At 68.4% G+C, this 20,407-nt stretch carries 21 protein-coding genes and 1 pseudogene; 13 read left to right on the forward strand and 9 right to left on the reverse strand.

Translation table 11 applies throughout. The annotated features are described in order from the left end of the window. The first annotated feature begins 118 nt into the window (after nucleotides 1-118). Complete coding sequence (locus QQY66_RS30820) at nucleotides 119-268, forward strand: hypothetical protein (RefSeq protein WP_301987783.1); 150 nt, start codon at nucleotides 119-121, stop codon at nucleotides 266-268. A 144-nt stretch (nucleotides 269-412) separates the two neighbouring features. Here QQY66_RS30820 and QQY66_RS30825 read toward each other — a convergent pair whose 3' ends face one another. After that, on the reverse strand, nucleotides 413-544 hold the full coding sequence (locus QQY66_RS30825) for a hypothetical protein (protein ID WP_301983530.1): 132 nt from the start codon (nucleotides 542-544) through the stop codon (nucleotides 413-415). A gap of 6 nt (nucleotides 545-550) precedes the next feature. Here QQY66_RS30825 and QQY66_RS30830 point away from each other — a divergent pair, with 6 nt between their 5' ends. Continuing rightward, on the forward strand, nucleotides 551-964 hold the full coding sequence (locus QQY66_RS30830; protein WP_301983531.1) for a hypothetical protein: 414 nt from the start codon (nucleotides 551-553) through the stop codon (nucleotides 962-964). Nucleotides 965-1,033: 69 nt separating this feature from the next. On the opposite strand, the gene QQY66_RS30835 is transcribed toward QQY66_RS30830, so the two are convergent. Next, nucleotides 1,034-1,243: a DUF397 domain-containing protein gene (locus tag QQY66_RS30835; RefSeq protein ID WP_301983532.1), complete on the reverse strand. Its 210-nt coding sequence runs from the start codon at nucleotides 1,241-1,243 to the stop codon at nucleotides 1,034-1,036. Continuing rightward, nucleotides 1,222-2,070, reverse strand: a complete 849-nt coding sequence (locus QQY66_RS30840; protein ID WP_301983533.1) for a helix-turn-helix transcriptional regulator — start codon at nucleotides 2,068-2,070, stop codon at nucleotides 1,222-1,224. The genes QQY66_RS30835 and QQY66_RS30840 overlap by 22 nt, the downstream gene beginning before the upstream one ends. 231 nt (nucleotides 2,071-2,301) lie before the next feature. On the opposite strand from QQY66_RS30840, the gene QQY66_RS30845 reads away from it, so the two are divergent. From QQY66_RS30845 to QQY66_RS30860, 4 genes and pseudogenes are all read left to right on the forward strand, one after another. Next, nucleotides 2,302-2,631, forward strand: a complete 330-nt coding sequence (locus tag QQY66_RS30845; protein ID WP_301987784.1) for a hypothetical protein — start codon at nucleotides 2,302-2,304, stop codon at nucleotides 2,629-2,631. A 102-nt stretch (nucleotides 2,632-2,733) separates the two neighbouring features. After that, a complete protein-coding gene (locus QQY66_RS30850) occupies nucleotides 2,734-3,096 on the forward strand; it encodes a hypothetical protein (protein ID WP_301983534.1) in 363 nt (120 codons plus the stop codon). A gap of 10 nt (nucleotides 3,097-3,106) precedes the next feature. Further along, nucleotides 3,107-3,751 (forward strand): annotated as a pseudogene (locus tag QQY66_RS30855) (nucleotidyl transferase AbiEii/AbiGii toxin family protein); the annotation flags it as partial. A 148-nt stretch (nucleotides 3,752-3,899) separates the two neighbouring features. Continuing rightward, nucleotides 3,900-4,256 (forward strand): hypothetical protein, encoded by a 357-nt coding sequence (locus QQY66_RS30860; protein WP_301983535.1) that lies wholly within the window; start codon nucleotides 3,900-3,902, stop codon nucleotides 4,254-4,256. Between the two features lie 212 nt (nucleotides 4,257-4,468). Here QQY66_RS30860 and QQY66_RS30865 read toward each other — a convergent pair whose 3' ends face one another. Together QQY66_RS30865 and QQY66_RS30870 are read right to left on the reverse strand one after the other, a co-directional pair. Next, nucleotides 4,469-6,001, reverse strand: a complete 1,533-nt coding sequence (locus tag QQY66_RS30865; protein WP_301983536.1) for an MDR family MFS transporter — start codon at nucleotides 5,999-6,001, stop codon at nucleotides 4,469-4,471. A gap of 27 nt (nucleotides 6,002-6,028) precedes the next feature. Further along, nucleotides 6,029-6,625 carry an NADPH-dependent FMN reductase gene (locus tag QQY66_RS30870; RefSeq protein ID WP_301983537.1) on the reverse strand — a complete coding sequence of 199 codons (597 nt, stop codon included), beginning with the start codon at nucleotides 6,623-6,625 and terminating at the stop codon, nucleotides 6,029-6,031. A gap of 114 nt (nucleotides 6,626-6,739) precedes the next feature. Between QQY66_RS30870 and QQY66_RS30875 the strand changes: the two genes are divergently transcribed. Further along, entirely contained in the window at nucleotides 6,740-7,480 is a 741-nt protein-coding gene (locus QQY66_RS30875) for a TetR/AcrR family transcriptional regulator (RefSeq protein WP_301983539.1), read from the forward strand. Between the two features lie 201 nt (nucleotides 7,481-7,681). Here QQY66_RS30875 and QQY66_RS30880 read toward each other — a convergent pair whose 3' ends face one another. From QQY66_RS30880 to deoC, 3 genes are read right to left on the reverse strand one after another with little or no spacing between them, the layout of a single operon-like run. Then, nucleotides 7,682-8,572: an aldehyde dehydrogenase gene (locus QQY66_RS30880; RefSeq protein ID WP_301983540.1), complete on the reverse strand. Its 891-nt coding sequence runs from the start codon at nucleotides 8,570-8,572 to the stop codon at nucleotides 7,682-7,684. Then, the gene (locus QQY66_RS30885; RefSeq protein WP_301983541.1) at nucleotides 8,565-9,995 is read right to left on the reverse strand and encodes an aldehyde dehydrogenase family protein; all 1,431 of its coding nucleotides are present in this window, start codon (nucleotides 9,993-9,995) and stop codon (nucleotides 8,565-8,567) included. Before QQY66_RS30885 ends, QQY66_RS30880 begins: the two co-directional genes overlap by 8 nt. 6 nt (nucleotides 9,996-10,001) lie before the next feature. Further along, nucleotides 10,002-10,952 carry a deoxyribose-phosphate aldolase gene (gene deoC, locus QQY66_RS30890; RefSeq protein ID WP_301983542.1) on the reverse strand — a complete coding sequence of 317 codons (951 nt, stop codon included), beginning with the start codon at nucleotides 10,950-10,952 and terminating at the stop codon, nucleotides 10,002-10,004. 207 nt (nucleotides 10,953-11,159) lie between these two features. Here deoC and QQY66_RS30895 point away from each other — a divergent pair, with 207 nt between their 5' ends. After that, entirely contained in the window at nucleotides 11,160-11,795 is a 636-nt protein-coding gene (locus QQY66_RS30895; RefSeq protein WP_301983543.1) for a PH domain-containing protein, read from the forward strand. 121 nt (nucleotides 11,796-11,916) lie between these two features. Here the strand turns inward: QQY66_RS30895 and QQY66_RS30900 are convergent, their stop codons facing one another. Beyond that, nucleotides 11,917-12,681, reverse strand: coding sequence for a calcium-binding protein (locus QQY66_RS30900; protein ID WP_301983544.1), 765 nt, complete (start codon nucleotides 12,679-12,681; stop codon nucleotides 11,917-11,919). A 410-nt stretch (nucleotides 12,682-13,091) separates the two neighbouring features. Here QQY66_RS30900 and QQY66_RS30905 point away from each other — a divergent pair, with 410 nt between their 5' ends. The 5 genes from QQY66_RS30905 to QQY66_RS30925 all read left to right on the forward strand — a co-directional run bounded on the left by QQY66_RS30905 (nucleotide 13,092) and on the right by QQY66_RS30925 (nucleotide 20,196). Beyond that, nucleotides 13,092-13,544 (forward strand): DUF1508 domain-containing protein, encoded by a 453-nt coding sequence (locus tag QQY66_RS30905; RefSeq protein ID WP_301983545.1) that lies wholly within the window; start codon nucleotides 13,092-13,094, stop codon nucleotides 13,542-13,544. Between the two features lie 260 nt (nucleotides 13,545-13,804). Beyond that, nucleotides 13,805-14,746, forward strand: a complete 942-nt coding sequence (gene pstC, locus QQY66_RS30910) for a phosphate ABC transporter permease subunit PstC (protein WP_301983546.1) — start codon at nucleotides 13,805-13,807, stop codon at nucleotides 14,744-14,746. A gap of 13 nt (nucleotides 14,747-14,759) precedes the next feature. Next, nucleotides 14,760-16,028, forward strand: a complete 1,269-nt coding sequence (gene pstA, locus QQY66_RS30915; RefSeq protein ID WP_301983547.1) for a phosphate ABC transporter permease PstA — start codon at nucleotides 14,760-14,762, stop codon at nucleotides 16,026-16,028. Further along, the gene (pstS, locus tag QQY66_RS30920) at nucleotides 16,025-17,749 is read left to right on the forward strand and encodes a phosphate ABC transporter substrate-binding protein PstS (RefSeq protein ID WP_301983548.1); all 1,725 of its coding nucleotides are present in this window, start codon (nucleotides 16,025-16,027) and stop codon (nucleotides 17,747-17,749) included. Before pstA ends, pstS begins: the two co-directional genes overlap by 4 nt. Next, entirely contained in the window at nucleotides 17,746-20,196 is a 2,451-nt protein-coding gene (locus QQY66_RS30925; RefSeq protein WP_301983549.1) for a hypothetical protein, read from the forward strand. The genes pstS and QQY66_RS30925 overlap by 4 nt, the downstream gene beginning before the upstream one ends. The last annotated feature ends 211 nt before the right edge of the window (nucleotides 20,197-20,407 follow it).

Raw genomic sequence — 20,407 nt, forward strand, 5'->3', positions numbered from 1 at the left:
GTGTGGCATTCACCTGCCGTTCATCGAACCCCGCGGGTCGGCTTTGCAGCATGCGTCACACATCAAGCGCCCTTCGTGCCGCCCTGGTTACTCAGTGCATGGAAAGGTGGCAGAAACGATGGCTCGACACGCGTCCCCGCAGAATCCGACCGCCCAGCGTGCTCTGGTCGCCCTCGCGACTGCGGTCGTGGCCCTGGGCGCAAGCGCGGCGACGGCCTTCGCGGACACCGAGCCGGTCGCCTACGTGCAGGCGCCGGAGGGCGGGTGATCCGTAGGGATTGGAACCTGGCGGGCAGGGCTGAGTGGCCAATGCGTCTACGGCCTCGTAAACGGCAGACGACCCGGCCGGGTCGTCCTTGATCCTTGCGCCGCTGGTAGTCCGCGAATACAAGGGCGTCTTCGAGATCCTCTATCACTTGCGGTGATACGAGAAGGGCAGCCACGTGGCCATGGTCGGTGAGGGCGATGGTCTCCTGGCCGTGGGCGGCGCGGCGGACAGGTCGCCGAGCTGGGAGCGGGCGGCGCTGATGGCGATCTCAACCATGTGCACATGATTACCCTTGTGAGCAATTTATGTGACTGCATGGTGACCGCCGGCATCACCCTTGTGCAGGCCAAGTGGAGTGACAAGGGCGAGGCCGGATTCGGTGGGCATGATGCCGCCGCATTGATGCGTGGGCTCGATTACTGCGTGTCGCCCCAGGTGACCCGCGCTTCTCAGGGCTTGTCTGTTCGCATGCTCCGGTCGGAGCCGATGTTCCGGCTGCTCAGATCCATGTCCGTCGGTGGCAAACAGCAGGACCTCCACGAGGAGCTACGCAAAGGCGTCCCCGCTCCCGTCCTCAGCCAGACCGACCGCGATCGTATCGCCGCCACCGTCCGGGCCGCTTACAAGAGGCGCGACGAGGCCGACCGCAAGGAGGACCTGGCGCTCGCGAGGCTGGAGGAGGCCGTGGCGGGCTGAGCGGCCCGCCAGGTTCCTTGTTCCGAACGGGTTCTGGAACATCTCCAGGACCCGTTCCGCGTAACCGTCTTACAGAGAACCGTCCTTGATGCCGTCGACGAACGGCTGCCAGGCCGCGCCGGTCGGCATCAGGACGGGGCCGGTCGTGTTCTTGCTGTCGCGGACGGGGACGGTGCCGGGGCGGTCGTCGCAGACCTCGACGCAGGCGTCCCCTGCCTCCTGCCCACTGTAGGAGGACTTGCGCCAGCGGGCGGTGCTCATGTCTGGAGTGGCTCGCATGACTCGTACATCTCCAACGTCGCTTTGATCAATGCCGCGGATTCTCTCGGTGGGAGGGCGCAGGCTTTCATGTGATCGAATTTTCGCACACGCCGCGTGACGATCTCTCGATCATCGAAGGTCTCTCCGTACCCGAAGCCCTCCTGGTACACGGTGATGGAGTTGTCCGGGAGCGTGAGCAGAATGAGTGTGCCGTTCATCAGAGGGAGCGCCCCTGCCGCGAAGGGGGCGATCTGGATGGTCGTGTTGCGCGTTCTCATCAGCGGAAGCAGCGCCGCGAGCTGTTCCCTCATCACTGCCGGTCCGCCGACTGCCTGTCGTAGGGCTGCTTCGCCGAGAATCCACCAGAGGTCTGGTGAGCTGTCGCTTCGCAGCATCTCCTGACGGCCCAGGCGGGCGGCCACCAACCCATCGATCTCCTTGGAGGTCATCTCGGGATTGCCTTCGACGAACAACGCACGCATGTATTCCGGAGTCTGGAGCAACCCGGGGGTAAGGGTCGCGCAGAACTCCTGAAATCGCACCGCCCTCGCCTCCAGCTCCAAGCAGTGCTCGAACCGTCGAGGCATGTGCTCCCGCTTCACCGCCCCCCAAAGCCCCTGGAACAACTCCCCCGTCCCAAACGCCACATCCAGCTTCTCCGAGATAGGAGGCAACGGCAGCCGCTCCCCCGACTCCACCCCATGCAGATGCGTCTTGCTGTAGTTCACGATGTCCGACAGCCGATCCAACGACAGCCCGGCGACCTGGCGTTGGCGGCGCAGCTCCACGCCGTACAGGTCGCGGGCGGAGCCGGCGGGGTCGAGGTCTCGGGCGGTCTGGGTCATGGTTCGGTGCTCCCTTGTCGTGTGCTGTCTGGACGCGAGTGCTGTTCCGTGTCCCTGGGGGAACGCCGTCACCAGCTCACGGTAGTTGCGGTCGGTGACAGTGTGGGCGCGAAACGTGAAACAGGGCAGGTGGGGGCTGTTCCGGAACCCGGCTGGGAACACGGTCACCCTGTCCGACGGCAGCCGACGACCGTTTCGCTGGGAGTACGAACAGCGAGAACGGAGACGCCCGTGGCATCCCGAGGACGTACGACAGCCGACACGACGGACGCGACCGCGCCCACCACGGGCACTGCCCGCACACCCCACCCCGACCGTGCCGAACTTGAGGCGTCCCGGCTCCCTGTCGGTCAACCCGCCCACGACACACGGCTGGAGAGGCGCGGGATCGTCATGGACCACCAGGACGGGCTCGTGTGGCTGCGCCCCGAAGGCGGCGGCACGGAGTGGACGGCGCGTCCCGGCGACGTACAGCCGCTGCATGTGCGCGAGCAGGCGGAGGCCCTGATGTGGGCGCGGGTGGCCCACGCCAACGCCCGCAGCCGAGGGGAGGTTCTGTGAGCTTGAGACTGTCCCCAGGGCGCTTGCGGAGTTCGTCGGAACATACGGGAGGAGAGCCCCGTATCCGCCCTGCCGCCGCCGCTCAGCAGCGATACTGGACGCATGGACGCGACGACCACCGCCCCCCGCGCCGAGGTACTGCGGGACCGTTACCGCAATCGGCTGCCCGAGCGACTGCAGGAGTTGACCGGCCCCGTCGAGGGCACCGTAGACCTGCCGCTCCACATCGTCTGGTCCGGGCGGACGAGCTACAGTCTGGACCGCCCGAAGGCCCGCATGACGCTCTATCGGACCGTCCTCGCCGAGGGCTTGCGCGGGGATCTGGTGGCCTTCCTTCACCACCGGCTGCTCGCCGAGCAGTGGCCCATTCTGCGTCGCTTGGTCAGCCCCTACATCCGCGAGGTCTGGGAGGACGCGTTCCCCGAACTGCCCCGCACCGCTCCGGACGACGCGACCGCGGCGTGAAGCTCACCCGCTCCATGAGCGTCTCCTCGCCGACATCCTCGACCTCGGCTCTCCCTATCCTCTGGTCCTCACCGGCGGATACGCCGTGCAGGCCCACGGCCTGGTTGAACGCTTCAGCCGCGACCTCGACGTCGCCACCGAGAACCCCGCCCCGATGGACGAGATCGTTGCCTCCCTCACCGTCGGCCTCGCCGCGCGCGGCTGGCGGACCACGCATGTCCAGACCGACCCGCTCAGCGGCCGGTTCCTCGTCACCGATCCGGAGACCGGCGAGGAGTGCGAGGTCGACGTCCTCAAGGAGGCGTCCTGGGCCCCACCCGCCCAGACCCGGTACGGCCCCGTCCTCTCCCTCGACGACGTGATCGGTACCAAGGTCCGTGCCCTCGCCGACCGCGGCACCGTCCGCGACCTCATCGACGTCCAGGCCGCCTCCCGCCACCGCTCCACCGCAGACCTCGAATCCCTCGGCCGTCGCCGCGCCCACGACGAGTTCAGCCTTGAGGACCTCCGCGACCGGCTCACCGGTGCGGACTGGTACGAGGACGAGGACTACGCCGCGTATGGCCTCACCTCCCGGCAGATCGATGAGCTCAAGATGTGGGCGCTGGCGTGGGCGGAGGATCTGGGGGCGCGGATCCACGACGAGAACGCCTGAACAAGCCGTACGCCTCTCCGGTCGGCGTGCTCAGGCACTGGTCGTGGTGCCGTGAGCTCGGGTGACCGGTTCCCGACGCGTTGTCAGTGGGGCGTCCCAGAGTGTTCCGTGACACGGATATCGGCGCTTGTGCCGTGGGGATACCCGGGTGCGTGGGCGCGCCGGCCCGCTGGACGAGGGCGACGGGTACGCAGTGGTCCTCAAGGACGTGCTCGCCGAGGCGCTGCGGGTCAGACTCGATGTCCGGGGACAGGGTGCGCTGGGCGCCGATGCCAGGCGGCGGGTGGTTGACGGGGTGCTCGGCGGTCTCGCCGTCGCGCACGCCCACCGGGTCGTGCACCGCTACCTCAGCCCGGACACCGTGCTCATCGGGCGCAACGGCACCACCATGCTCACCGGTTTCGACTACGCCCACCCCGGGCCGCCGCGCCCGCACGACGAGTCCCGGGGCATCGAGGCGTATGGGCCAGGCGGCCCCTTGTTGTCATGTGGTGGCCCGGTTTGATCGTCCAGGTGCCGTCGGTGACGTGGAGTCCGAGGTTGACCAGTCGGCGGAGGTTGAGGGCGGCCGCCCGGTGGTGGAGTCAGGCGTCGTTCTTCAGGACACCTCGGTAGCGGAGTCTGCGGCCGTGGTGGGTGAGCCAGGCGATGCCGCGTTCGACGAGGGGGCGCCAGTGGCGATATTCGTCCTGCTCACGCAAGATCTTCAGAAGTCTCCTAGGAGGGCTTTCTCCCCCGCAGCGGGACCTCCCGGATCAGCCAGGACACCGCGAACGTCACGGCGCACAGCGCGGCCGTGCCGAGCGCGACACCGTGCATGCCGTCGACGACACCTGCCCGGAACGCGTCCTGGACCGGCTCCGGCAGGTCCCGCAGCAGCGCGGGCGTGAGCTCCCCGCCGGTCAGCCGCTGCCCGTCGGCGCCGAGCCGGTCCGTGACGGTGGCGTCGAGACGGCTCGTGTAGACGGAGCCGAGGATCGCGACGCCGAGCGAGCCGCCGATGGTGCGCAGCAGCGTCTGGGTGCCGCTGGCCGCGCCCATGTCGCGGGGCTCGGCACTGTTCATCGTGATCAGCATCGTTGGCTGCATCAGGCAGCCGATTCCCACGCCCAGCACGGATGTCAGGCCGGAGGCCAGACCTGCGGTCGTGCCGGTGCCGAGTGTCAGCAGGGCCAGGGCGCCCACCGTGGCCAGTGCGCCGCCCGCGATCGGGTAGCCGCGGTAGCGACCGCCATCGCTCACCCGCCGCCCGATGGCGAGCTGCGCGCCGATCATGCCGAGCATCAGCGGGATGAGCAGCAGACCACTCTCCGTGGACGACATGTCCCGCACGAACTGCATGTACTGCGGCAGATAACTCGCCGCCGCCAGCATGGCCGCACCCGTGACGAAGCTCAGGACCTGCGCCACGGTGAAGTTGCGGTCCCGGAACAGCCGTGGCGGGATCACCGGCTCCAGGGCGCGCCGCTCCACGCGTACGAAGGCGGCGACCGCGGCAACGGACACCAGGCCGAGGCCGATGATCTGCGGTGACGTCCAGGCGTACGTCGTCCCTGCCCAGCTCGCGAGCAGCGTCAGGGCGAGGATCGCGCCGGTCAGCAGCCCCGCGCCGGCGAAGTCGATCCGTGCCTTGACGCGTTCGCCGCGCAGCCGCACCCCGAAGCCGATGAGGGCGAGCGCCAAGGCGCCGACCGGCACATTGACGTAGAACACCCATCTCCAGTCCCACTGATCGGTGAGGAAGCCGCCGATCAGTGGCCCGCCGATCATCGCGGCCGGCAGCAGCACCCCGATCAGCGACTGGGCGCGCCCGGCCTCCGCGGGAGCCAGCAGCGTCCCGATGAGCGAGAGGGCCCCCACGAACAGGCCGCCCGCGCCGATGCCCTGCAGCGCCCGGAAGGCGATCAGCTGCCCCATGTCCTGGGCGAGTCCGCACAGCACGGAACCGATGAGGAAGACGGTGATGGAGGCGAGGTAGCTGCCCTTGCGGCCGTACAGATCGCCGAGCTTGCCCCAGATCGGTGTGGAGACGGCCATCGTGAGCAGATAGGCGGTGAGCACCCAGGACAGTTGGTCGAGGCCGCCCAGTTCGCCGACGATGGTGGGCAGCGCGGTGCCGACGATGGTGCCGTCGAGCGTGGCGAGCACGATGCCGAGCAGCAGGCCGAGGATGACGAGCCGGGTGGGCGGGGCACCGGTCTCGTCCCCCGCGGCGGCTCCGGGCGGCTTCTCGTCCGTATGTTGCTTCATGACTTCCCCCACGGTTCTGGCGCCGACTCAGGCGACGTACGAGCGAACGGCCCTGGCGTCGCGCAAGGCGTGTCCCCACCAGGCCAGCTGGTCGAGCAGCGCCTTTGCGGCGGTGTCGGCGGCCGGGTCCTTGACGGCGCCGGACTCGTCGAAACAGCTCCACGCCTCGTGGAAGCTGACCGTGTTGCGGATGGTCGTGGCGTTCAACTCGGCCATGACGACCCGCAGATGCTCCACCGCGCGCAGACCGCCTGACAGGCCCCCGTACGAGACGAACGCGACCGGCTTGCCGTGCCACTGCTCGTTGTGCCAGTCGATGGCGTTCTTCAGGGGCGCCGGATAGCTGTGGTTGTACTCGGGCGTGACGAAGACGAACGCGTCGGCGGCGGCGAGCCGCGGCGTCACTAGGGCCAGCGCCTCCTCGGTGCCAGGCGGCGGCTGCTGACCGAAGGCCGGGAACACCGTCGGCAGCGGGGTCTCCGCGAGGTCGGCGACATCGGCCTGCATGTCTTCGCGCTGCTCGAGGTGGCCGCTGAGCCAGTTCGTCACGACGGGACCGAAGCGGCCCTCGCGGGTGGAGCCGACGAGTACGGCGACGCGGAGCGGCTCGGTGGTGGCAGGCATGGACGACCCCTTGGTTGTGTACGTCGTATCTTTATGAGTACAACGTACACTCTGATGTGTACATCGTCTACTGGCGATACGCTGTACGCGATGTCGACGGAGAGGAGCCGTGCAATGGCCGCCCGGAAACAGGAAGAGAGCGACGGGAGCAAGGTCGTGGAGCCCTCTCTCTGGGAGCGCATGGAGCGGCCCGCCCCCGCGCCCCGAGCCTCACTGACCCTGGAGCGGATCGCCGCTGCCGCGGTCGCGATCGCCGACGAAGAGGGCGGCGGCGCCGTCACCATGCGCCGTCTCGCCACGAAGCTCGGCGTCGCCCCCATGGCGGCCTACCGGCATGTGGCGGGCAAGGACGATCTCTGGGCGCTCATGATCGACCGGGTCTCCCGGCAGCTGGCCGTGCCGGACGACGCGACGGACTGGCGGGAGGTGCTGCGCTCCTTCGCCCTGCAGACACGGGAGTTGATGTTGGTGCACCCGTGGATGGGATCCATTCCGCTGATCTCGCTCACGCCGTCGCGGATGGCCGTGGCCGAACGGCAGTTGGCGGCGCTCGCCGCGTGTGACCTGGACGCCGACTCGGTGATGGCCGCCTTCCGGGCCGTCGGCTCCTACGTGCACGGCTCGACCCAGGCCGAGATCGTCCTGCGCGAGTTCCAGGAGCGGCACGGCTGGGCCGGCGGTGACGAGACCCGTCAGGCGCTCGCTCCGCAGATGAACTACCTGATGAGCACGGGCCGTTATCCGACCTACGAGCGTTACGCCCTGGAGGCGGCGCGCAAGGACGATCACACCTGGGCGTTCGAGTTCGGCCTCGACTGCGTGCTCGACGGCATCGCCCAGCGCCTCGGCATCTGACCGGAAGAAACCCCGGCCCTCCTGGACGGAGGAGAGCCGGGGCTTCGGTCTGTGCGGTTCCTTGTGCGCCTGGTGCGAGGAACGTACCTAAGCGCTCCGCGGGAAGTGCGGTACGAAAGCTGCGGGCCGTCCGTGGCTGGTCGCGCAGTTCCCCGCGCCCCTTACGGGGCGCGGTACAGCACCGGACTTCGCCACATCCGCTTAGTAGGAGGAACCGGAAGCGCCCAATGAACCCGTCGGGTGCCAGACCGTCTTCGTCTCCAGGAATGCCGTCAGGCGCTCGGTGCCCGGGGTCTCCGTGTAATCCACAGGCTGTGGACGCAGGACGCGCTTGAGGTTGTCGGCCGCCGCGATCTCCAGTTCCTTCGCCAGGCCAGCGTCGGTGCCGGCGCCCGCGAGGTCGATCGCGTTGACGTCCTGGTGCGCGGCGAGGGGCGCCGCGATCTCCGCCGTACGGCCGGAGAGGACGTTGACGACACCGCCGGGCAGGTCGGAGGTGGCCAGTACTTCGCCCAGCGACAGGGCGGGCAGCGGGGACTTCTCGCTCGCCACCACGATCGCCGTGTTGCCGGTCGCGATCACCGGGGCGACGACCGAGACCAGGCCCAGGAACGACGACTCCTGGGGGGCCAGGACCGCTACCACGCCCGTCGGCTCGGGCGAGGAGAGGTTGAAGAACGGGCCCGCGACCGGGTTGCCGCCGCCGACCACCTGGGCGATCTTGTCGGTCCAGCCCGCGTACCAGACCCAGCGGTCGATCGTGGCGTCCACGACCACGGCCGCCTTGGACTTGGAGAGTCCTTCGGCGTCGGCCACTTCACGCGTGAACTGATCGCGGCGGCCCTCCAGCATCTCCGCGACGCGGTAGAGGATCTGCCCGCGGTTGTACGCGGTCGCGCCGGACCAGCCGCCGAAGGCCTTGCGGGCGGCGACGACCGCGTCACGGGCGTCCTTGCGGGAGGAGAGTGGCGCGTTGGCCAGCCACTTGCCCTTCGAGTCCGTCACCTCGTACACCCGGCCGCTCTCGGAACGCGGGAACTTCCCGCCGACGTACAGCTTGTAGGTCTTGAAGACGCTCAAACGGTCAGACATCGAGGTACGCCTCCAGGCCGTGGCGACCGCCCTCGCGGCCGAAGCCCGACTCCTTGTAGCCGCCGAAGGGCGAGGTCGGGTCGAACTTGTTGAACGTGTTGGACCAGATCACGCCCGCGCGCAGCTTGTTCGCCACCGCCAGGATCCGCGAACCCTTCTCGGTCCAGATGCCCGCCGACAGCCCGTACGGCGTGTTGTTGGCCTTGGCGACCGCCTCGTCCGGGGTGCGGAAGGTGAGGACGGACAGCACCGGGCCGAAGATCTCGTCGCGGGCGACGGTGTGGGCCTGGGTGACGTTCGTGAAGAGCGTCGGGGCGAACCAGTAGCCGGAGGAGGGGATGTCGCACGGCGCGGACCAGCGCTCGGCGCCTTCCGCCTCGCCCTGCTCCACCAGGGACGTGATGCGCGACAGCTGTTCGGCCGAGTTGATCGCGCCGATGTCCGTGTTCTTGTCCAGCGGGTCACCGAGGCGCAGCGTCGACAGACGGCGCTTCAGGGAGGCCAGCAGCTCGTCCTGGATGGACTCCTGCACCAGCAGCCTTGATCCCGCGCAGCACACCTGGCCCTGGTTGAAGAAGATCCCGTTGACGATCCCCTCCACCGCCTGGTCGATCGGGGCGTCGTCGAAGACGATGTTCGCGCCCTTGCCGCCGAGTTCGAGGGTGAGCTTCTTGCGGGTGCCCGCGACCGTCTTCGCGATCTCCTTGCCGACGGCGGTGGAGCCGGTGAAGGCCACCTTGTTCACATCCGGGTGGGCCACCAGGGACGCGCCCGTGTCGCCGTATCCCGGAAGGATGTTGACGACGCCCTTGGGCAGACCGGCCTGGCGGCAGATGTCCGCGAAGAACAGGGCGGACAGCGGGGTCGTCTCGGCGGGCTTCAACACCACCGTGTTGCCCGTCGCCAGCGCCGGAGCGATCTTCCACGCCAGCATCAGCAGCGGGAAGTTCCAGGGGATGACCTGGCCGGCGACGCCCAGCGGCCGGGGGGCGGCACCGAAACCGGCGTGCTCCAGCTTGTCCGCCCAGCCCGCGTAGTAGAAGAAGTGCGCCGCTACGAGGGGAAGGTCGGCGTCCCTCGTCTCCTTGATGGGCTTTCCGTTGTCCAGGGTTTCCAGGACGGCGAGCTCGCGGGCGCGCTCCTGGATGATCCGGGCGATACGGAAGAGGTACTTCGCACGCTCGGAGCCGGGCAGCGCCGACCACTTCTCGAACGCCTTGCGGGCGGCCTTGACCGCCCGGTCGACGTCCGCGGTACCGGCCTGGGCGACCTCGGAGAGGACCTCTTCGGTGGACGGCGAGACCGTCTTGAAGACCTTGCCGTCGGCCGCCTCCACGAACTCGCCGTCGATGAACAGGCCGTAGGACGGGGCGATGTCGACGATCGAGCGGGACTCGGGTGCGGGTGCGTACTCAAAAGCCATGATGGATCAGTCCACCGTCACGTAGTCGGGACCGGAGTAGCGGCCGGTGGCCAGCTTCTGACGCTGCATCAGCAGATCGTTCAGGAGCGAGGACGCGCCGAAGCGGAACCAGTGGTTGTGCAGCCAGTCCTCCCCGGCGGTCTCGTTCACCAGGACCAGGAACTTGATCGCGTCCTTGGAGGTGCGGATGCCGCCGGCGGGCTTCACGCCGACCTGGATGCCGGTCTGGAGACGGAAGTCGCGCACGGCCTCCAGCATGAGGAGTGTGTTCGCGGGAGTGGCGTTGACGGCGACCTTGCCGGTCGACGTCTTGATGAAGTCGGCGCCCGCCAGCATGCCGAGCCAGCTCGCGCGCCGGATGTTGTCGTACGTCGACAGCTCGCCGGTCTCGAAGATGACCTTCAGGCGGGCACTCGCCCCGCAGGCCTCCTTCACGGCGACGATCTCGTCGTACACCTTCATGTAGTTCCCCGCGAGGAAGGCCCCGCGGTCGATGACCATGTCGATCTCGTCGGCGCCCGCGGCGACGGCTTCCCGCACGTCGGCCAGCTTGACGGCGATCGGCGCGCGGCCCGCCGGGAAGGCGGTGGCGACGGAGGCGACCTTGACCGTGGAGCCGGCGACGGCCGCCTTCGCGGCGGGCACCATGTCGGGGTAGACGCAGACCGCGGCCGTGGCGGGGGCCGTACGGTCGGTCGGGTCGGGGCGGACCGCCTTGGCGCCGAGCGCCCGGATCTTGCCCGGAGTGTCCGCGCCTTCCAGCGTCGTCAGGTCGACCATCGAGATGGCGAGGTCGATGGCGTACGCCTTCGCGGTCGTCTTGATGGAACGGGTACCGAGCGAGGCGGCACGCGCCTCCAGGCCGACCGCGTCGACGCCGGGCAGCCCATGGAGGAAGCGGCGCAGCGTGCTCTCGGAGGCCGCCACGTCCGTGAGGGTGTGTGCAGTGGTGGGCATGGTCACCAGACGAGCATATCTACGCGCGTAGCGGCTGTACACCCCGAGAAAGGGTTCCTTCTAGGAGAGGGGGAGGTGTCCAACGTGAAGGGGCGCGGGGAACTGCGCGACCAGCCACAACGCACCTGCACCCGCGTACGGTCGTCCCCTCCACGGCGCCCAGGCGCATCGGCCGAGCCGCCGCAGGCATGGGGCAGAATCAACGGCATGACCACCCCGGACCCCGAGAACAAGGACCGCGTCTTCCGATCCTCCGGCGGCATCGCAGGCGGCGTCCTCCTGCTGGGCCTCGTCGCCTGGCTCGGCATCGACGCCCTGTTCCAGGGCAACGGCCGCACCCCCTGGCTGGCCCTCGCCGCGATGATCCTCGTCGTCCCGCTGATCGTCGCCTTCACCGTGCGCCCCGCCGTGTACGCGAACGAGGACCGCCTCCGCATCCGCAACCCCTTCCGCGTGATCGTGCTGCCGTGGGGACAGGTCGCCTCGTTGCGCTCGGGCTACTCGAACGAGGTCGTCGACCGGTCCGGCAAGAAGTTCCAGCTCTGGGCCATCCCGGTATCGCTGCGCGCCCGCAAGAAGGCGGCCCGGCGCGAGGCGAGAGCGATGGCGAGCGGCGAGGACACCACGCGTGGCCTCGTGCAGGGTGGTCTCCGGAACGTGCCGGACGGCCCGACCCGGGCGGCGAGCGACCAGGCCATGGACGATCTGCGTGAGCTGCAGGAGGCCCGGGGGGCGGCGGTGACCGCGCAGGACGAGGGGATTGTCGTGCGCTGGGCGTACGAGATCGTGGGCCCCGCGGCGGCGGGCGCGGTGCTGCTGGCGATTCTGCTGGCGGTGGGCTGACGGGCGATCCCCGCAGGCCGGATGATCGATGCCGGGCCGCCCGTGTGGGCCGCCCGGCACCGCTTTCTCAGGTTGAGCGCACGTCTTTCTCAGGTTGAGCGCACGTCCACTTTCTCAGGGTTCAGCGCACGTCCACGAAGTCGCCCTCGGACACAGCGGCCGCGGTCTTGTCCGTGCCGGCGTAGGACCAGCGGTAGTCACCGTCGGAGTACGCGCGGACGGTGGTGGAGAGGGTGCCGCCGGCGGCGGTCTTGACGGTCTTGACGGTGGTGTAGGTGGTGCAGCCCTTCTCGCGGAACTGCAGAGCCACGGACTGGCCGGCCTCGGCGGCGACGTTCGTGCCGTTCGCCCAGCCGGCGTTCTGCATGCCGCCCTTGACGGTGAGGACCTTGCCCCGCTTCACCGGCTCGGGGGTGGCGTCGACGGTGAGCTTGGTGTCGCGCTGCAGGGAGAAGGTGGCCGCGCTGTCCAGGAACTCGGCGTCGCCGTCGGCGGCGATCGCGAAGGCGCTCACGCTCCAGGAGCCGGCCAGCGCGTCGTTGGCCGGGGCGGTGCCGGGGGCCAGGTCGAAGGTCAGGGTGCAGGTGCTGGTCGCGGCGGCCGTCGGCCCGCAGGCCGCCGTCGAGGCCACGGTGGCGTCCTGGGCGTCGTACGAGCCGTGGTACAGCGTGGCGTTGATCGTGTCGAAGCCTGCCGGGTCGGTCGCGGTGACCTTGACGGTGACGGTTCTCGCGCTCGTACCGACGACGACGGGGTTACCGCTGTTGACGACGACGCCGGTGATGTCGGTGTCGCCGAACTGCTCGTCCGCCTGGGCGGCCGGAACGGCGAGTGCGGACAGGGCTATGACGCCGCACGCGGCGACGGCAGCAGAGTAAATGCGCATCCGAATTCCCCAAGTTTGAATGCCACGACCCGCCAATCCCCGTTCGGCGGGCCCGAATTGACGTGTGCAGCGTACTCATGTCGTGGAGATTTCGGAACGTTTTTGGCGGCGGAGTGAAGAAGGTTGCCGATTTTTCGGGAAAGGATGTGCGGCCGAATATCGGGTGCGCCGATTCCACGGAAAACCGAGGGGAAAACTCAACCGGAATTTCAGCGGACCTGGCGACCACCTACGCGCACCGCGGGTCCGGCGGCCGCCGCGCGACGGCCGCCGGAGGGCCCTCGTTCCCCTCTCGCGCCCGCCATGGGGCCGCTGTGTGAACGAGGGGCAACTTTCGAATGAAGCATGCCGGGTGCGCTTGGGGCAGGGCGAACGCTGTCACTCGTGTCTCACTACCCTGCGGGTGCCGCATGAACGGCGAACCATCGTCGGCGCATGCGGCCTTCCTGAAGACGGGATCCGCAGGGGTGGGGATGGATGGCGGCAAGACAGGGGGCGCGGCCGTACCCGGCACGCGCTGCCAAATAGACATATCCGCAGACGGCAGTTACCTGTGGCGGCTCACGGCCACGAACGGGCGGGTGGTCGCCGTAGCGGCCCTGACGTACCGCAGCTACGCCGAGTGCAGAGCGGCGTTCGAGGAAATGTGCGCGGGAGTCGAGGGTTTACCGGGGGGCGTGCACCACACCTCCGAAGGAAACGGCTGGGTCTGGCGACTTCGTGAACCGGCCGGCGGCGCTCTGGCGGTGTCGTCGCGTTCTTATGAGCGGCACTCGACGTGCCAGGCCGCGTATGAGCGGTTCCGGGCGCTCCTGGGCGATCTCGGTTCGGGGGGCGTGATCGCCTGGGACGACATGGACTGAGCCGGCCGAGCCAGGGGCTCGGCGATTCACGGGAGGGGCCGGGGCCCGCCGAGAAGGCGGGTCCCGGCCTCTTTTGTGCTCCTGCGTCGCCGCGTTCACGTCAATCCCGGATGTTGCCTCTCGGGGTCGTCTCGTTCACGTCCGTGTGCGCAGAAGTCCACCAGGCCTCAGGAGCGTCGGCACATGTGACGACGCGAATGTATGAGCGACCTGTGGTTCCGGCGGACGACCCTCCGAGACGCCTGCACGCCGACACGGGCGTGCCCGACCGCGTTTTCCGAGGCGTCCTGCGTGGGGGCGGCGCCCTCGTGCTGGCCATCATGCTGCTCGTCGGCGGCTTTCTGACGTACCGGGCCTGGCAGGCGCTGTCCATCGCGAAGTGGGGCTTCATCACCACCGAGGCCTGGGAGCCCGACGGGGGCAACTTCGGTATCGCGGCCGTCCTCGTCGGCACGATCCTCATCGCACTCGTCGCCATCGTCTTCGCGGTACCGCTGGCACTGGGCACCGCGCTCTACATCTCCGAGTACGCGCCGCCGCGGATCAAGCAGACCCTCATCAGCATCGTGGACCTGATGGCCGCCGTACCGTCGGTGGTCTACGGCCTGTGGGGCCTGTTCTTCTTCCAGGGCCACGTGGTCACCCTGTCGCGCTGGATCTCCACGTACTTCGGCTGGATACCGCTCTTCAAGGTCGACGGCGCCGATCCGGGGGACCCGCTCGCCACCGCCACCGTCTACACCTCCGGCTCCTTCATCGCCGGCATGGTCGTGTCGCTGATGGTCGCGCCGATCATCTGCTCGGTGATGCGGGAGGTGTTCTCGCAGGCTCCGGTCGGCGAGCGGGAAGGGGCGTACGCACTCGGCGCGAACCGCTGGGGCATGATCCGCAGCGTCGTCCTGCCCTTCGGCAAGGGCGGCATGATCGGCGGCACCATGCTGGGCCTGGGCCGGGCGCTCGGCGAGACGATCGCCGTGTACCTGATCATCTCGCCGCTGTTCGTGATCCAGCCGCACATCCTGCAGAACGGCACCAGCTCGGTGTCCTCGCTGATCGCCCTGCGCTACGGCGAGGCGAGCGAAATCGGCATGTCGGCGCTGATGGCCGCGGGCCTCGCGCTCTTTCTGATGACCCTCGTCGTCAATTTCGTCGCGTCGTCGATCGTCGCCCGCAGCCGTTCCGGCGCGGCGAGCGACTCCTAGGAGACCGAGCACGATGACCGTCACCACCGCACAGAGCCCGCCCGGCGACCAGGGACCGCGGACGAGTCCCGCGAAACCGCCGGCGCCCGGCACCACCCTGCCCGCACGCCGCAAGACACGCACCGAGTCGCGCCGCAACCTGGCCACGCTGCGCGCCACCGACGTGTACGCCATGCTCGGCGCCGGCGCCGCCGCCCTCTGCATCACCTGGCTGATGTTCGACCGGATGCTGCCCTTCAACGGCGCACTGGGCTTCGTCGTCATCGCCTACGTGCTCTTCATCGGCCTGTACGCGCTGCTGGTCTCCTTCGACGAGGACGGCCCCGCGGTGCGCGACCGGGTGGCCGCCGCCATCATCCAGAGCCTCGGCATAGTGATGCTGGCCGTGCTGGCGTTCGTGGTCGTCTACACCCTCTGGGAGGGCCGCGACGCGCTGCCGCACCTGAACTTCTATACGGAGTCGATGGCCGACGCGGGTCCGGTCGAGCCGCTCAGCGTCGGCGGCATCCTGCACGCGATCGTCGGCACGCTGTGGCAGATCTCCATCGCCCTGCTGATCTGCATCCCGGCCGGGCTGGTGTGCGCGGTCTTCCTCAACGAAGTGCCGGGCGCCTTCAGCCGGTTCGTCCGCACCATGGTCGAGGCGATGACGGCGTTGCCGTCCATCGTCGCCGGCCTGTTCATCTACGCGACCTTCATCCTGGCGCTGGGCTTCGACCGCTCCGGCCTCGCCGCCGCGCTGGCGATCTGCGTGATGATGCTGCCGATCATCATCCGCGCGGCGGACGTGGTGATCCGGCTGGTGCCCGGAACGCTGCGCGAGGCGTCGTACGCACTCGGCACCTCCCGCTGGCGCACGGTCTGGCACGTCGTGCTGCCCACCTCCCGGTCCGGCCTCACCACGGCGATCATCCTGGGCACGGCCCGCGGCGTCGGCGAGACCTCGCCGGTGCTGCTGACCGCCGGCTACACGGCGGAGCTCAACGCCAACCCGCTCCACGACCCGATGGTGTCGCTGCCGCTGGCGGCCTTCGAACTCGTCAAGTCCCCCGAGCCCACCTACATCGCCCGCGGTTTCGGCACCGCGGCGGTGCTTCTGGTGCTGGTGCTCGTCCTGTTCGTCATCGCCCGTGTCCTCGGCGGCCGTGGACCGGGCCAGCTCACCCGCCGCCAGGAACACCGTCGCGTCAAGGCGTCCCGCCGTGACGCGAAGCGTTTCGCGGCGAAGCCCCCCGCAGACCAGCCGTCAGACCGTCCCGCACCGACGAGGAGCACTTCGTGAAACCCGCACCTGTCCGTCGTTCGCGCGCTACGCGCGTGTACCAGGCGCTGGCGCTGTTCGTCGCCGCGGTCTGCGCGCTGCTGGCCATCAACCCACCGAATGCCTCCGCGGCCACCTACACCAAGATCAGCGGCTCCGGCTCGACCTGGAGTGCCAACGCGATCGAGCAGTGGCGCCGCAACGTCCGCCAGCAGGGCATGACCGTGAACTACTCGGCGGTCGGCTCGTCGGTCGGCCGCCAGCAGTTCAAGAACGGCACCTCCGACTTCGGTGTGTCCGAGATCCCCTACGGCCTCAACGACCTCGGCCAGTCGGACCCGCCGCCCACCCGCAAGTACGCCTACATACCGATCGTGGCCGGCGGTACGTCGTTCATGTACAACCTGAAGATCGGCGGCAGGCAGGTCACCAACCTGCGGCTGTCCGGTGACGTCCTCACCAAGATCTTCACCGGCAAGCTCACCCAGTGGAACGCTCCGGAGATCAAGGCGGACAACCCCAAGCTGGCCCTGCCGGCCCGGCGTATCGTCCCGGTCGTCCGCTCCGACGGCTCGGGTACGACCGCGCAGTTCACCCTGTGGATGTCCAAGCAGCACGGCTCGCTGTGGAACGACTACTGCCGCCGCGCGGGCAAGCAGACCCCCTGCGGCCTGACGTCGTACTTCCCCGTGGTCCCCGGCTCCGGCTTCGTCGCCCAGTCCAGTTCACTCGGTGTCGCGGGCTACACGAAGCAGTCCCAGGCCGAAGGCGCCATCACCTACGTCGAGTACTCGTACGCCAGGAACGCGGGCTTCCCGGTGGCCAAGGTGCTCAACAGGTCCGGCTACTACGTCGAGCCGACCGCCTCCAGCGTCGCAGTCGCCCTGACCAAGGCCCGGATCAACAATGACCCGCGCTCCGCGAACTACCTGACCCAGAACCTGGACAGTGTCTACACCTTCGGGGACCGGCGCACCTACCCGCTCTCCAGCTACAGCTACATGATCATCCCGACCAAGGTGGAGAGCGGCTTCACCGCGGCCAAGGGGAAGACGCTGAGCGCGTTCAACAACTACTTCCTCTGCGACGGCCAGCAGCAGGCCGACCGGCTCGGCTACTCGCCGCTGCCGAAGAACCTGGTGGAAGCGGCGATGGCGCAGACGCGGAAGATCCCTGGTGCCGACTCGAGCAGGATCGACATCAGCAAGTGCAACAACCCGACGTTCTCCGGCGGGCGGAACACCCTGATCGAGAGCGCGCCCTACCCGGCGGCGTGCGACAAGAAGGGCCCGGACCAGTGCAAGACGGGTACCGGCGGCAACAAGAACGAGACGCCGGTCAACGGGGGCAGTTCGGGTGGGTCCGGCTCGGGCGGTTCGAGCTCGGGCGGCTCCGGCTCGACCGGTGGCTCGGGATCGACGGGCGGATCGGGCTCCACGGGCTCGGGAGGCGCCACGGGCGGCTCCGGCGGTGATACGGCAGGCAGCACCGGCGGCGCGGGCGCAGCGACCGGCGGCACGGTCGTCGACCCCGACACCGGCGAGGTCATCAGCGGCGACCAGGCCACCGGGGACACCTCCGTCGCCGCCAGCCCGGTCTCCCTGGGCGCGGACGACGCCCTCGGTCTGCGTACGGCGCTGATGGCGCTGTCGGCCGCGCTGCTGGTCGGCGTGGTCGTCGGGCCACCGGTCGTCGGGCGTCTGATGGCCAGCCGGACGCGTCGTAAGGGGGGTGTGGCATGACGACTGTGCTGACCAAGCCCCGGCCGCGCATTCTTATCGCCGTGGGCTGTCTGCTGGCCGCGCTCGTGGTGGCGTTGTTGCCGGTGCCGCCGGGGACGACGCCGGCTGCGGCGGCGACCGGTGAGGACTCCGCGGTGACGAAGTCGGGGAAGAAGGGGAAGTACGACGACTTCTCCGATCTGAAGGTGACCGTTCACCAGACGAAGAATCTGCGCTCGCAGAGTGTGCGGGTCAGTTGGGAGGGTGGGGCGCCGACGGCGCCGAGCACCCTGTACAACATCAACTACCTGCAGATCATGCAGTGCTGGGGTGATGACCCTTCCGGTCCTGATCGGGAGCAGTGTGCCTTCGGTGCCGCTACCACGGGCGGGGCTGGAATCGGCCGGGTTGTGCGCTATGGGACCGGGACGCTTCCGGGTAGTGACGAGGACCCCGAGGAGGACGAGAAGTACACGGGTTCGCTTCCCTTCGTCCCCTTTCGCCCGGCCAATGGTGAGCCACCCACCACGTCCGCGACGGACTACACCTACTTCGGTCCCCTGGACACCAACGAGCAGAAGGCTGTCCGGACCTTTGCGAACGGCACGGGCGAAACGGAATTCGAGGTGCAGGACGGGATTCAAGCGGACTACCTCGGCTGCGGTGTGAACGCGGCGGCCGCCGGTAATACCCCCGCCCCGCGCCCTTGCTGGCTGGTGGTCGTGCCACGCGGCACCCACGACGCCAACGGCGTAGAAATCACCAACCCCGACGGCACTACCAACCAGCTCCGTTCCTCGCCGCTGTCTGCGACGAACTGGGCTCAGCGGATGGTCTTCCGCCTGGACTTTCAGCCGGTCGACGAGTACTGCCCGGAGGGCCAGCCCGAGCGAGCCGTACCCGGCTCCGAACTCGCAGACGATGCCGTCTCGTCGTGGGCGCCGAAGTTGTGCACGTCCACGGGGAACACCTTCACCTTCAACCGCGGGCCCGAGGACGCTGCCAGGAACGAGGTGCTGAGCACGACCGAGGAGACGCCCGCCATGGGCATCACCGTCGATCCGGTGGCTCAGTCGGTAGATGGACCACGGGTCGTGCATGCACCGGTGGCAGTGTCCGGGCTCGTGATCGCGTTCTTCATCGAAACTCCGTCCGGTGTGCTACAGGAAATGAAGCTGACTCCGCGGCTTGTGGCCAAGATGCTCACTCACTCCTACGTGAGAGATGTCCCATGGACGAATGTCTGCAACACCTCTCCCTGCCCACCTGGTGAGCCGGCCCCGCCCGAGCATCTCAAAGACAATCCACTGTATTACACTCTGGATGAGGAATTCTTGAACCTCAATCCGGAATTTGCCGAGTTGCGCATTACAACCGCACCATTGAGTCTCATGGTCCCGCAAGGGAATTCCGACACAGCGCGAGTGATATGGAACTGGCTTCAGTCGGACAAAGAAGCCCGGGATTTCCTCTCGGGGAAGCCGGATCCCCATGGCATGGTGGTCAATAAGTACTACAAGGACTTGGATCTTGCGGACCTGACTGACTACCCCAAGTCGGACCCGACAGTAGCGCCGGCAATCGACAACAGATTCAACGACCCGCTCTCAGAATCCGTTACCTACACAATCTTGGACCTGGACCCGTATACGGCTGACCTGCACGACGGAGCCGTGAAGGCCCGACGAGGCAACAGCGGTCGCACCACCCTGTATGCGATCAGGGACGGCGAAATCCCGGCCAAGGTCGTCAACGTGCCTCCGACGCCGGGCTTTCGTAGTGCAATGGCGATCGTCGATGCCGCGTCGGCGGAACGTTACGGGTTGCAGACTGCGGCCCTGCGTAACGGGGACGGAAACTTCGTGAAGCCCTCGGGCGACACACTTCAGGCGGGCGTCAACGCCATGCAACCGTGGTCGGACAACTCCGATGTGCTCAAGCCCGATCCGGCGCGGGCGAAGGGTCGGGCCTATCCGTTGACTGCCGTGACTTACGCCGCGGCCTCGGTGAACCAAGACGCGAAGGACCGCAAGGCTTACGCGGAATTCATCAGGTACGCCGCGGGACCGGGCCAGACGCAGGGCCTGTCGGTCGGCGAACTTCCCCCGGCTACGCACCGTTGCCGGCGAAGCTGCGCCAGCAGGCCAAGGCTGCGGCCGACGACCTGGAGCGCGGCGACCCCGGGAGCGATCCGTCGAGCGACGATCCGAACGGTTCAGGGGGACCGGCAGGCGGAGCCGGCACCGGCGGAGGGACCTCCTCCGGTACGGCCGGCGGGGGAGCGTCCGCAGGTGGACCGGGCGGCGGCGACGACCCCGGCTCGTCGGCGTCGGCAGCCTCCGCTCCGAATGGCTCCGCGCCTCCCACGTCAGGGTCTCAGCAGAATGTCGCACAAGCCGAGCCAGGAATCACACCCGGCGACATCCTCGGCATTATCCGCTGGATCCTTCTTGCCGTTCTGTTTGTAGGTGGAGCAGCAGGACTGGCAGGTCCCGTAATGCTTCGCTACGCGCAACGGCGGACTCCCTAGGAGGCGCCTAGGAAGCCTCCCCGTAACCTGTCCCTCGTCGGGAATTGGTTGGCCGCCGTGTCAAATTCTGGAAATGTATCCGGTGGCCGACCGACGGGTCGGCAGCACGAAAATCCGGATTCAGCTTGAACGTCCAGCCTTCGAAAATC

The organism is Streptomyces sp. DG2A-72, assembly GCF_030499575.1.
Classification (GTDB): Bacteria; Actinomycetota; Actinomycetes; order Streptomycetales; family Streptomycetaceae; genus Streptomyces.

Coding starts and splice junctions, on each gene's coding strand:
- QQY66_RS30905 (WP_301983545.1), top strand. CDS start 13,092: ATGAACGGCGAACCATCGTCGGCGCATGCGGCCTTCCTGAAGACGGGA.
- QQY66_RS30880 (WP_301983540.1), bottom strand. CDS start 8,572: ATGTCTGACCGTTTGAGCGTCTTCAAGACCTACAAGCTGTACGTCGGC.
- QQY66_RS30925 (WP_301983549.1), top strand. CDS start 17,746: ATGACGACTGTGCTGACCAAGCCCCGGCCGCGCATTCTTATCGCCGTG.
- QQY66_RS30875 (WP_301983539.1), top strand. CDS start 6,740: ATGGCCGCCCGGAAACAGGAAGAGAGCGACGGGAGCAAGGTCGTGGAG.
- deoC (WP_301983542.1), bottom strand. CDS start 10,952: ATGCCCACCACTGCACACACCCTCACGGACGTGGCGGCCTCCGAGAGC.
- QQY66_RS30865 (WP_301983536.1), bottom strand. CDS start 6,001: ATGAAGCAACATACGGACGAGAAGCCGCCCGGAGCCGCCGCGGGGGAC.
- QQY66_RS30835 (WP_301983532.1), bottom strand. CDS start 1,243: ATGCGAGCCACTCCAGACATGAGCACCGCCCGCTGGCGCAAGTCCTCC.
- QQY66_RS30825 (WP_301983530.1), bottom strand. CDS start 544: ATGGTTGAGATCGCCATCAGCGCCGCCCGCTCCCAGCTCGGCGACCTG.
- QQY66_RS30840 (WP_301983533.1), bottom strand. CDS start 2,070: ATGACCCAGACCGCCCGAGACCTCGACCCCGCCGGCTCCGCCCGCGAC.
- QQY66_RS30885 (WP_301983541.1), bottom strand. CDS start 9,995: ATGGCTTTTGAGTACGCACCCGCACCCGAGTCCCGCTCGATCGTCGAC.
- QQY66_RS30900 (WP_301983544.1), bottom strand. CDS start 12,681: ATGCGCATTTACTCTGCTGCCGTCGCCGCGTGCGGCGTCATAGCCCTG.
- QQY66_RS30830 (WP_301983531.1), top strand. CDS start 551: ATGATTACCCTTGTGAGCAATTTATGTGACTGCATGGTGACCGCCGGC.
- QQY66_RS30820 (WP_301987783.1), top strand. CDS start 119: ATGGCTCGACACGCGTCCCCGCAGAATCCGACCGCCCAGCGTGCTCTG.
- QQY66_RS30895 (WP_301983543.1), top strand. CDS start 11,160: ATGACCACCCCGGACCCCGAGAACAAGGACCGCGTCTTCCGATCCTCC.
- QQY66_RS30870 (WP_301983537.1), bottom strand. CDS start 6,625: ATGCCTGCCACCACCGAGCCGCTCCGCGTCGCCGTACTCGTCGGCTCC.
- pstA (WP_301983547.1), top strand. CDS start 14,760: ATGACCGTCACCACCGCACAGAGCCCGCCCGGCGACCAGGGACCGCGG.
- QQY66_RS30850 (WP_301983534.1), top strand. CDS start 2,734: ATGGACGCGACGACCACCGCCCCCCGCGCCGAGGTACTGCGGGACCGT.